A 10532-nucleotide genomic window follows, 5' to 3' on the forward strand; every position below is an offset into this window, starting at 1 on the left:
CTCCTCAGCTCTGCAGCGTGCGAAGCGCACGCACGGCGGCTTCGAAATGTTGTGGGTGGGTGTCGATGGCGTCTTCCAGAAGGCCGCGGCCGATATCCACGTCACCGCGGCGAATGGCGGCGATGGCCATGGTGTGCAGCAACTGCGCCCGTTCCACCTGGGTCATCTGCACCAGCGGCAGCGTGTACTGCCCGCGAGAGGCGCGGGCGAGCACAAGGTTGTTCTTAGCGGTGAAGAGATCGGGGTCATAGTTGATCGCCTCGATGAACATCCGCTCGGCGGCGTCGAAATCCCCGCGGGTGAGATAGGAGAAGCCCCAGTTGTTCAGCACGCCTGCGGGCCGCATGGTCAGGCCGACGGCGGTTTCATAGAAACTGTCGGCGCGGTCCCATTCCTCGTTGCTGTCGGCGATCATCGCCTCCAGCCGGTAGCGTTCATAAGTCTCGAAGGTGGGGGGCACGGCGTCGAGCTGCTCTTCGGCCTCCTCCCAGTCATTGGTTCGGATCAGGGCGCCCGCATAGTCCACACGGTCCTGATCGGTGGCCTCGTCGCTGTTGACGACGGCCCGCCAGACGGTGACGCCCTCGGTGTGATGGCCGGCACGGATCAGGCTGGCGGCAAGCCCCCGGCGCAGGTCGATGCGGTCGGGGTTTTCCCGGCTGGCGCGCCGGAAATAGGTCACCGCCTCATCGGGGTCGGCCGATGTCAGCATGATGTCATTCAGGTTGGTTTCGTCGATGACGTTGACGCCGTCCAGCGCACGGTCGACATCGGCAGACCGGGTCTGGTCGCAGGCCGCCAAGGCAAGCCCGACAGACACCACTGCCGTGATCCGGATAATAGGGCGCATTCGCTGCCTCTTGCTGCTCGTTCTTGCCCCGTTCATGGCGCGTAAAGCAGGAGGTATCGCCCCCCACCCCGACGCTCCAGGTCGAAGCTTTGATTTGTATGGTCTTGACTATAGCCCGGATTTTCCATTCGCGCGATAGCCAAGCGCAGGTTTTCGCGAATCGAGTCGCTTTCGCCACTGTCGAGCGCGTAAGCCTGCCGGAAAACCTGTCGGGCTTCGCCGTATTCACCCTGTTCCATCAGCACCACGCCAAGGTTGTTCCAGGCCGGGACGAAGTCGGGATCGACCTCGACCGCGCGACGCAGAAGCTCTTCGGCTTGGCCGAGCCGTCCAAGTTGCAGATTGGCCGACCCGAGCGAGGAGAGCGTCTCGCCGGTCATGCCCCGGTCACCGGCCGCACGCAGGTAACTGCGCAGGGCAAGGTCGTATTCGCCCGCCTCCATCAGCCGATGACCCACGATCAGCGGATCCACCCCGTCGCTGAGCACGTTGAGATCCTCGGGCGCGTCGAGCCCTTCGTTCAACGGCGCAAGCCGCGGCGAGGGATCGCACGCGGCCAGACCGAGAACGGTCATGATTGCCAGTAAAGTCTTGCCCCACCTCATGTCCGTCAGAAGCCTCCTCCTCCTGAAAGGTTTTGTGCGATGCCGTAGACCGACGGGCCGATCAGGATGATCAGAAGCGGCGGCAGACAGAACATCATCGTGCCGAGCGTCAGTTTCGTCGGCAGTTTGTTGGCCTTTTCTTCGGCGCGCATCACGCGTTTGTCCCGCATTTCCTCGGCATAGACCCGCAGCGCATCGGCGATCGAGGTGCCGAAGGTGGCCGACTGGATCAGCACGGTGACGAAGCTGTTCACGTCCTGCACGCCGCAGCGTTCGCCAAAATCGCGCAGCACCTTCACCTTGTCCTTGCCGGCCTTCATCTCGTAGGCGACGATCTCGAACTCGTCGGCCAGCGATTCAAACGACGGCCGGATTTCCTTGGCGACACGGATAATGGCCTGGTCCAGCGATTGACCCGCCTCGACGCAGACCAGCATCAGGTCGAGGGAGTCCGGGAAGCCCTGGGTGATTTCCTCTTCGCGTTTTTGCACGCGCTTGGTGACCCAGTATTTCGGCAGGTAATAGCCCACGGCACCGGGGATCAGCACGCTGAGAATGCTCTTTTGGGTGCCCATGTCGGGGGCGATCAGCGTGTAGATCACACCAAGCGCCAGAAACCCCATGCCAAGCGCGAATTGCGCGAAGTGGAAAGTCTGGACCGCGCCCTTGGACCGGTAGCCCGCCCGCATCAGGGTCAGCTGGATCTGGCTGAATTCTTCCTGGTTCTGCGGTTCGAGGAACTGGGCGAACTTGTCCAGCTTCTCGTTCTTGCCGCCAATGCGCAGCGCTTTCTGCACCTCTGGCGAGGTGCCCTCGCGGTTCATGTCGCGCAGCTTGGTCAGCGGGTCTTTCTTGCGGAAGACGATGGCGGACAGACCCATGGCCACAAGCAGAAGCCCGAGAAAGCCGACCACGAACAGGGGTCCGAGCGGTCCGAGATAGCTGACGATAAGGTCGTTGATCTGGTTCATCTATCCGTTCCTCAGACCTTGATGTTGACCATCAGGCGCATGAAAAAGAAGTTCGCCGCCAGCATGACCGCCACCACGGCACAGGCCGGGATGAAAGCGGGGGTTTCCATGACGTCGGAGTAGTAGTCGGGCTGCATCACGTTGATGCCGATCAGCGCCAGCAACGGGAAGGCGGACAGGAACATGCCCGACCACTTGGCCTCGGCGGTGATGGCTTTCACCCGGCGGAACAGCTTGAAACGGGCGCGGATCACCTTGGACAGGCCATTGAGGATCTCGGCCAGGTTGCCGCCCGATTTCTGCTGGATGCCGACGGCCACCGCCAGAAAGCGAAGATCCTGCATGTCCAGCCGTTCGGCCATTGCGGCGATGGCTTCGCTGACATCGCGGCCATAGGCTGCCTCGTCGGCGATGATGCCAAGCTCGGAGCCAAGCGGGTCAGCGACCTCTTTCGAGACGGTGTTGATGGCCGAAACGAACGGGTGGCCGACACGCAATGACCGCACCAGCAGATCCACCGCATCGGGCAGTTGTTCCTCGATCATCGCAAGGCGCTTCTTGGCTTTGGAATTGACCCACATGAAAACACCGCCGATCCCCATGATCACCGAGACGAGCACGCGAATGGGCAGCGAGGCACCGGTCATCAATGTCAGCATGACAAAGGCGGCAATGCCTAGGGCGATCATGACCAGGATCAGCTGCTGCGGCGTGAAGGCAATGCTGGCTTTCTGCGCCTTGCTGGCGATCAGTGAATAGAGCGGGATCGCGCGCGACCCGGTGTGCTGGTCCAGTTCCTTGCGCAGCTTGGCCAGCACGTCTTCGCGGTTGGCCCCCTTGTTGAGAAGGTCCAGACGGCGATTGACGCGGGAATTCAGGCTGATCGACTTGCCGAAGACCATCAGGTAGATGCCTTCGACCAGCATCAGGATGCCGACGAAGATGCCGATATAGATGAGTGGTTCGATACTCAGTTCCATGGCTGTCAGTCCCCCGCGGGTTCATAGATCGAGGCCGGCAGGTCATAGCCCCACTGGCGGAAACGTTCCGAATAATGCGACCGCACCCCGCAGGCCGTGAAACGGCCGATGATGGTGCCGTCGGGCTTGAGGCCGAGACGTTCGTAGCGGAACACCTCTTGCATCGAGATCACATCGCCCTCCATGCCCGTCACCTCGGTGATCGAGACCATGCGGCGGCTGCCGTCCTGCAGGCGGCTGGCCTGCACGATCAGGTTCACAGCTGAGGCGATCTGGCTGCGCACGGCCTTGATGGGCATTTCGATCCCGGCCATGGCGATCATGTTTTCCAGGCGGCTGACGCCATCGCGGGCGGAGTTGGCGTGGATCGTGGTCATCGACCCGTCGTGGCCCGTGTTCATGGCCTGAAGCATGTCGATCACTTCCTCGCCGCGGGTTTCGCCGACGATGATCCGGTCAGGGCGCATCCGCAGGGCGTTGCGAAGACAGTCGCGCTGCGTGACCGCGCCCTTGCCTTCCACGTTCGGCGGGCGGCTTTCCATCCGGCCCACATGTTCCTGCTGCAACTGCAATTCCGCCGTGTCCTCGATGGTCAGGATGCGTTCGGAATTGTCGATGAAGGACGACAGCGCATTGAGCGTTGTCGTCTTACCAGAGCCCGTCCCGCCCGACACGATCACGTTCAGACGCGTGGCAACGGCGGCTTGCAGATAGGCGGCCATTTCCTCGTTGAACGCGCCGAACTTGACCAGGTCGTCGATGCCAAGCTTGTCCTTCTTGAACTTACGAATGGAGACGAGCGAGCCGTCCACACCCACGGGCGGCACCATCGCGTTGAAGCGCGAGCCGTCTTTCAGACGGGCGTCCACGTAGGGGTTCGATTCATCGACGCGGCGGCCCACGGCGGACACGATCTTGTCGATGATCCGCAGAAGGTGGCGTTCATCCTTGAACCGGCAATCCGATTTTGTCAGCTTGCCCGCCCGTTCGATGAAGACATTGAAGGGGCCGTTGATCAGAATATCGTTGACGGTGTCGTCTTTCAGCAGCGGCTCCAGCGGGCCGAGGCCGGTGACCTCGTCAAAGAGTTCGGTCTGAAGGGTCTGCCGATCTTCGCGGTTCAGAACCACGCCCATATCCGTCAGCTCGTCATTGGTGATCGAGTTGATTTCGGCGCGCAGTTCGCTTTCCTTGGCCTTTTCCAGCGCGGACAGGTTCAGGTTGTCCAGCAGGCGCGAATGCATCTCGGTCTTGATCTCGTCAAGACGGGCACGGCGCTTGGCCTCCTTGTCGAGGGCGACCGGTTCTGCCGGGGCGACGCTCGGCTTTTGCTTGGGTCTGCGCGCGATCTTGGGGGCGGAGTCGCCGCCAGCCGCCGGGCCAGAGGTTCCGGCACTTGGTTCCGGGTCCGTTGTCAGGGCCGGGTGAACAGGGCTGGCGGTGCCGTTTTTCTTGTAGCGGGAAAACATCTATCGCTCCTCAGCCTGCCGTTGCTTCGGCGCGGATTGCGTCATGCAGGGTTTTCGCCAGCTTGGCGATTTCCTTGCGCAGCGCATTTTTCTTCGCAAACAGGGCCAGCGGGGTCCCGTGATCGCAGGCCTGGGTGACCTGCTTGGTGCCATCTGGCAGTTGCGTGTTCAGCTCGATATTCAGGCTTTCCGCGAGGTGCTTGACGCGGCTCTTGCCGCTGATGTCGAGCCCCTTGGGCGCGCGATTCAGCACATAGTGGACCTTGTCGATCGGAAGGTCCTCGGCCTGAAGCGCCTTGATGAATCGCAGCGTGTTCTGGGCGGAGCGCATGTCCAGTTCCATCGTGGTGAAATAGACATCGGCTGCATTCAGCACGGTTTCGGTCCATTGCACGATGGTGGTGGGCATGTCGACGATGACCACGTCAAAGCATTCCTGCGCCAGTTTGATCAGCGCCTCGACTTCGGTCGGGCCGATCAGGTCGAGCGGCAGGATGTCGGTGGGTGCGGTAAAGACCGACAGCTTGCCGTCATAGGTCTGAAGCGCCTGCTTGAAGGCGTCCACATCCATGGACTGCGCCTCGGACAGCACTTCGAAGATCACTTCACGGCGTGTCAGGTCCAGATAGGTGGAGGTCGAGCCGAATTGCAGGTCGAGGTCGATCAGGCAGACCGAAGGCGGGTTCTTCTTGTCCGCGGTCGCGATCTCCCACGCCAAGTTGACGGCCAGGGTGCTAGCGCCGGTGCCGCCCGCCATGCTTTGCACGGCGAAGACCACGCGGTCGCCCATGCTGGTGGTTGGCGTGCGAATCTGGGCCGGGGCCTGCGGTTCTGGCGGTGTGGCGGCTTCCGGTGCAACAGCAGCTGCGGGCGCGGCAGGCGTCGCGGCAGCCGGTTCAGCGGCCGGGGCTTCCGCGATGGACTGACCCGCGCGAATCCGTTCCACCGACTGGTGGAAGGCCATTTCCGGCAGCGGGTAGGGCACGAAATCATCGGTGCCCGCGTTCAGCAGGCGGTGCAGGATCGGCGGGCTGACGTCTTCAGCAATCAGGATGACCTTCACGCCCTTGGATTTGGCCTGTTCGATCACCCGGATGATCAGTTCGATATCCTGCTCATCCTCGTCATCGACAGCCACGGCGACGAATTCAAGGTCGTCCGCCTCTGGCTGCACGAAGAAGGCTTGTGCCTCCATGAAATTGAGGTCGCCCCAGGCTTCGCCCAGTTCGGCCTCGATATCGTCGATCAGCAAATCAAACGTCTGAACGTCGCGGGCAATGGTGCATGCCACGATCGGTGCAGGAGTCGATTTCAGCGCAAGGCCTCCACTCATCGTTTATACCCCGGAATGCCCGGATTTGTCCGGGTCGGTTGTCGTTTCGGTCGCGGCAGAAGTGCTGCTTACCGGAAGGTCAGGCTTGATTCCCGCTCGATCAGGACCTCGCCACTCTGCCTCCGATGTTCTGTGTGGCCCTCAAGTTGGGCAACAATACGACCAAAAAACCGAAACTATTGGGTATTTCCCCGGGGTTGTGCGGTCGGGAGGGCGATCAGCCGCCGCCCCCGGTGCGCGCTCCGGCATAGGCGCGATAGACGATATCGGCGTAGCGTCCGTCCAGAACCAATGGGTCGTTCTGCACGAAACCGCTGACCTCGGTGACCGTCCGGCGATTGCGCAGCTCGCGGTCCTGGGTGGCGACGAGCGGTTGGGTTTCCCCAAGCGACACAAGGGCTTCCAGGCGGCTGCGGGCGATTCCCTGGCTGACGAGGTAGTTCACGGCAGCCTGTGCGCGGCGACGGCCAAGGCTGTGGTTATACGCGTCGGACCCGACCAGATCGGTATGGCCATAGACGCTGAAACGCACCTCGGGGAATTGCAGGATCCACTGGGCCTGCTGGCGCAGAACGGCACGGGACTGGGAATCGAGCGCGGCGCTGTTGAAGGCGAAGTTGATCGTCGTGGGAACTTCCTGTGCGAAGCGGGTCGACAGCTCTTCGACGTAGGATCGCTGCCCGGTCATCACCAGAATGTTGTTCATGGTCGGGTCGCCAAAGCCGCCTTCGTCCATGAAGCTGCCAGCCTCACCCACATTGCGGATGCGGTCACAGCCGGTCAGCGCAAGCGCCGCGACACCGGCCAGAAGGAGTGTTTTCATCGGAAGTCCCATGGTCTTACTCCATCACATAGCCGTAGGAGCCGCCGAAATCCTGTTGCGCGACATCGCCTGCGGGGGTGCCCGCATCAGGTACGCGCCCGGCGGTGAGGCCAAGCAGGAACAGCTCGTTTTCCGTGGGAATGCGGATGCGGTCGGTTGGCAGCGCCAGCGCCTCGCCCCGCGTCGGCGACACCAGATGCGCGCTGACGATGATCACCAGTTCGGATTGTTCGCGCTGATAGCTGGCACTACGGAACAGCGCGCCCAGAACCGGGATATCGCCAAGCCACGGCACCTGGCCGATGGAATCGCGGAAATCGTCCTGCAGCAGCCCGGCGATGGCAAAGCTTTCCCCGTCACGCATTTCCACCGTGGTCGAGGCTGACCGGGTGCGCAGGCCAGGAACGCCGGAGTTGGTGTTCAACAGCGTGGAGTCGATTGCAGATACTTCAGCAGAGAGTTGCAGGTTGATGGTTTCGTCCGAGACCACCGTGGGGGTGAACTGCATCACCACGCCGAACGGGCGAAACTCGACCGACACGCCGTTTTCTGTCTGAACTGGAACGGCAAATTCGCCACCCGCATTGAAGGTCGCGGTGGCACCAGAGAGGGCGCTGAGGCTCGGTTCTGCCAGCGTGCGAACGACACCGTTGGCTTCCAGCGCTTCCAGCATCACGGATAATTGCAGGCTGTTGGTGCCGAAGCTGACCCCAAGCGCCCCGCTCCGGCCAGCCACATTGGCAGGGAGAGCCTGTCCGATGCCAAAACTCACAGGGCCAGTTGCATTTTGACCGCCGGTGCCAAGAGTTGCGCCGCCATCGCCGCCGAAAGCGCTTCCTGCGACACCCAGAGAGACCCCAAGCTCGCGGCTGACGCTGCGCGACATTTCGGCGAAGCGCACCCGCAGCATGACCTGTTGGCTGCCGCCGACCATCATCATGTTGGATACCCGGCCCGGTGCATACCGGCCGGCCAGTTCAAGTGCCCGGTCGAGCACTTGGCCGGACGACACGGTTCCAGAGAGCACGATACCGTCATTGGCGGTGCGCACCTCGATTTCTTCGTTTGGCAGGATCTCTTGCAGGCGTTCACGGAATTCCGCGAGGTCGGGCACCACCTGGATCTCGACATTGGCGATGAGCTGCCCCTCGACGCTGAGAAGCGTCATCGTGGTGCGCCCCGGTGCGCGGCCAAGCACGTAGATCGTGCGTTCCGACAGCGTCGCGATATCGGCGATGTTGGGGTTCGCTACGGAAAGTTCGGCAAACAGCGCCTCGCTTTCGACCACCACGGCCCGGTTCATCGGCACGCGCAACGTTGCGGATGTGGCCCCTTCCAACACGCGGAGGGCCTGTGAATGCGAACTCGTCGGTATTGATACGACCAGCGCACATCCCATAAGGACGGCGCAGATATGGCGCAAAATGCTCATTGTGATCCTGCCTCTCTGATCACGTTTTTGGGTGGGCTCTGACGGCCCCTTTCGGTGCACAATGCCCGAAAACGCTTTCTGGCGCAAGAATCAGCATCTTGCAGGCCGATATTCATGTTGTCGGGAAAGCACGATGACCCAGTCTTGGGCCGAAACGGCAAACGGCCCCCAAGATGATGGGGGCCGAAAGACGGGGTCGGGTGGATCAGTTGGTGCACGGGACCTGGGTCACGATGACCTCTGCCCCGCGACGATTGCGGACGGTGCAGATCCGTGGGCCGGCTTCGACGGGGTTATCGGGCACCCCGAGCAGGGTATCCTGCGTGATCTCGATCGTGTCCGATTCCGTGTCGTCGCGGACACCGACCAGCGCCAACGTCAGGCTACCTGTGGCCTGGGCCTGGGCCAAAGCCGCGATCTGGTCCGGTGGCGCCTCGACCGTGATGGTGCGGGCGATGGTCGGGTTGGTGCGGTCCTGGTCGTCGGTCTGGTCGATGGCGATGATTTGCAGCGACGCCTGGATCAGGCGCGTCACGTTCTCTCCGCGCGCGACCCCGGTCCAGTACACGTCCACCCGGTCACCGGGACGCAGGAAACCGGACACACCGCTGGCCACGTCGACGCGCAGCGCAAAAGCGCGCATGCCGCGTTCCAGCCGCGAAGCGACGCCGGCATCTTCGCCGGGGGCGGTGACCTTCGATACCAGAACGGGTTCGTTGCGTTCCATCACGCGCAAAACGGTGCGCGGTTCATCCGCATCTTCCGGAAACAGGTCTTCGGCGCTTGTGAACGCGCCAAACGGGACGAATGCCTCGGGCCACTCGATGGCCCGCACATCCTGCGGCCGCAGCTGTTCACCATAGCGAACCTGCCGCGTCACGACATAGACGGTGGTTGTCGGCACGATTTCGCCTCGCTGCGATTCCAGCGCGGCCTGGTATTGTGTGAAACGGTCCTTTGCCACGTAGACCGCAAAGCCCGCGAGGCCAATGCCTATGATAAGGACAAGTCCGAATATGACTCGCATGCTACTGCCCCTCGATTTGTTCTGCCTGGCATGCCGGTCAGTGCCGACATGCTCTCATCAGGCTGATCCTTGCAAAGAAATTGGGCAAAAGAATGGTCGGCTCTCGACCATCTGTCGGCACGGACCGCGGCCCGGGGGGCCGTCCAGCGGCCCCTCAGGCGGGCGCAGAGCGCCTTAGTCGGTCGTGGTCGTGGTTGTCGTCGTGCTGCTGGAGAACCCGGCGGTCACGTGGTCGGCTTCCAGCTGTGTCTGGATATCGCCGGAAAGATTCTCAAGACCGCTCGACACAACCGAGATCACGGCTAGGCCGAGGCCAACCAGCGCAGCGGTCAGGACGACCCAGTCAACGGTGACGGCACCCGACTCGTCGGACAGAAAAGACGTAAGGGATTTCATGGACATGGCGTGCTCCTGCTTTGCCTTGTTGGAAGTGACCCGCAATTGGGCGGGTAAGCAGCGCATTCTGTCGCGAACCCTCTGAGGGGCAGGGGGACAATGGCCCCCCGGACAGGGCAGAAACAAGGCAGAGCAGGGACAGCGCGACGCCAAATCCCTAAAGATCTAGGCGAATTTGACCGGTTCCACCTGGCAGGGAGGAACCGAAGGCATCAGTTGAATTCTTCGACGATGTGGTCACGTTCCAACTGCGTGCGGATTTCGTTGGACAGGTCTTCCAGACCGGCAGCGACCGTGTTGGTCACCGCAAGGCCGACACCAACCATCGCAGCGGTCAGCACGACCCAATCGACGGTGACGACACCAGATTCACAAAGGGCAAACGATTTCAGGCGAGCAATTGCACGCATGGCAGATCCTCCAGGGTTTAAGGGATGTGGCAGCATCCCGAGCAGACCATGGCAAGATCGCGGCGAACTGAGGCGAAAATGCGGCAGAAATGCGCAATTATGGACAAAATGCGGCAGTAATTGGGAAACAGAAAACCCCGATCGTCAATGATCCGGAAACGAAAAAGGGGCCACGCATATAGCGTAGCCCCTTAAAGAAGCATATGTATCAGCGACTTAGTCGGCTGCGGCCGGGA

11 protein-coding genes are annotated in these 10532 nt (G+C 61.8%); all 11 read right to left on the reverse strand.

Annotated features, from left to right (window positions below; genetic code table 11):
• Positions 1-4: 4 nt before the first annotated feature.
• The 11 genes from EP237_RS04130 to EP237_RS04180 all read right to left on the reverse strand — a co-directional run bounded on the left by EP237_RS04130 (position 5) and on the right by EP237_RS04180 (position 10296).
• A complete protein-coding gene (locus tag EP237_RS04130) occupies positions 5-850 on the reverse strand; it encodes a tetratricopeptide repeat protein (protein ID WP_127558401.1) in 846 nt (281 codons plus the stop codon).
• A 32-nt stretch (positions 851-882) separates the two neighbouring features.
• A complete protein-coding gene (locus EP237_RS04135) occupies positions 883-1455 on the reverse strand; it encodes a tetratricopeptide repeat protein (RefSeq protein ID WP_127558403.1) in 573 nt (190 codons plus the stop codon).
• Positions 1456-1460: 5 nt separating this feature from the next.
• Positions 1461-2426, reverse strand: coding sequence for a type II secretion system F family protein (locus EP237_RS04140; RefSeq protein ID WP_071688845.1), 966 nt, complete (start codon positions 2424-2426; stop codon positions 1461-1463).
• 11 nt (positions 2427-2437) lie between these two features.
• Complete coding sequence (locus tag EP237_RS04145; protein ID WP_127558405.1) at positions 2438-3406, reverse strand: type II secretion system F family protein; 969 nt, start codon at positions 3404-3406, stop codon at positions 2438-2440.
• Positions 3407-3411: 5 nt separating this feature from the next.
• Positions 3412-4875 carry a TadA family conjugal transfer-associated ATPase gene (locus EP237_RS04150; RefSeq protein ID WP_127558407.1) on the reverse strand — a complete coding sequence of 488 codons (1464 nt, stop codon included), beginning with the start codon at positions 4873-4875 and terminating at the stop codon, positions 3412-3414.
• Between the two features lie 10 nt (positions 4876-4885).
• Positions 4886-6208, reverse strand: a complete 1323-nt coding sequence (locus tag EP237_RS04155) for a CpaE/TadZ family protein (RefSeq protein ID WP_127558409.1) — start codon at positions 6206-6208, stop codon at positions 4886-4888.
• Positions 6209-6425: 217 nt separating this feature from the next.
• A complete protein-coding gene (locus EP237_RS04160; protein ID WP_127558411.1) occupies positions 6426-7031 on the reverse strand; it encodes an OmpA family protein in 606 nt (201 codons plus the stop codon).
• Positions 7032-7047: 16 nt separating this feature from the next.
• Positions 7048-8463, reverse strand: a complete 1416-nt coding sequence (locus EP237_RS04165) for a type II and III secretion system protein family protein (RefSeq protein ID WP_127558413.1) — start codon at positions 8461-8463, stop codon at positions 7048-7050.
• Between the two features lie 205 nt (positions 8464-8668).
• Entirely contained in the window at positions 8669-9490 is an 822-nt protein-coding gene (cpaB, locus tag EP237_RS04170) for a Flp pilus assembly protein CpaB (RefSeq protein WP_127558415.1), read from the reverse strand.
• A 174-nt stretch (positions 9491-9664) separates the two neighbouring features.
• Positions 9665-9892: a pilus assembly protein gene (locus EP237_RS04175; protein WP_127558417.1), complete on the reverse strand. Its 228-nt coding sequence runs from the start codon at positions 9890-9892 to the stop codon at positions 9665-9667.
• 206 nt (positions 9893-10098) lie between these two features.
• Entirely contained in the window at positions 10099-10296 is a 198-nt protein-coding gene (locus tag EP237_RS04180) for a hypothetical protein (protein ID WP_071688839.1), read from the reverse strand.
• Positions 10297-10532 lie beyond the last annotated feature (236 nt).

It is taken from the genome of Nioella ostreopsis (assembly GCF_004000255.1).
Lineage (GTDB): Bacteria > Pseudomonadota > Alphaproteobacteria > Rhodobacterales > Rhodobacteraceae > Nioella > Nioella ostreopsis.

What these genes read in the sequence shown, in the direction of transcription:
- EP237_RS04135 (WP_127558403.1), bottom strand. Translation starts at nt 1,455, where the DNA reads ATGAGGTGGGGCAAGACTTTACTGGCAATCATGACCGTTCTCGGTCTG.
- EP237_RS04150 (WP_127558407.1), bottom strand. Translation starts at nt 4,875, where the DNA reads ATGTTTTCCCGCTACAAGAAAAACGGCACCGCCAGCCCTGTTCACCCG.
- EP237_RS04160 (WP_127558411.1), bottom strand. Translation starts at nt 7,031, where the DNA reads ATGAAAACACTCCTTCTGGCCGGTGTCGCGGCGCTTGCGCTGACCGGC.
- cpaB (WP_127558415.1), bottom strand. Translation starts at nt 9,490, where the DNA reads ATGCGAGTCATATTCGGACTTGTCCTTATCATAGGCATTGGCCTCGCG.
- EP237_RS04130 (WP_127558401.1), bottom strand. Translation starts at nt 850, where the DNA reads ATGCGCCCTATTATCCGGATCACGGCAGTGGTGTCTGTCGGGCTTGCC.
- EP237_RS04180 (WP_071688839.1), bottom strand. Translation starts at nt 10,296, where the DNA reads ATGCGTGCAATTGCTCGCCTGAAATCGTTTGCCCTTTGTGAATCTGGT.
- EP237_RS04165 (WP_127558413.1), bottom strand. Translation starts at nt 8,463, where the DNA reads ATGAGCATTTTGCGCCATATCTGCGCCGTCCTTATGGGATGTGCGCTG.
- EP237_RS04155 (WP_127558409.1), bottom strand. Translation starts at nt 6,208, where the DNA reads ATGAGTGGAGGCCTTGCGCTGAAATCGACTCCTGCACCGATCGTGGCA.
- EP237_RS04175 (WP_127558417.1), bottom strand. Translation starts at nt 9,892, where the DNA reads ATGTCCATGAAATCCCTTACGTCTTTTCTGTCCGACGAGTCGGGTGCC.
- EP237_RS04145 (WP_127558405.1), bottom strand. Translation starts at nt 3,406, where the DNA reads ATGGAACTGAGTATCGAACCACTCATCTATATCGGCATCTTCGTCGGC.
- EP237_RS04140 (WP_071688845.1), bottom strand. Translation starts at nt 2,426, where the DNA reads ATGAACCAGATCAACGACCTTATCGTCAGCTATCTCGGACCGCTCGGA.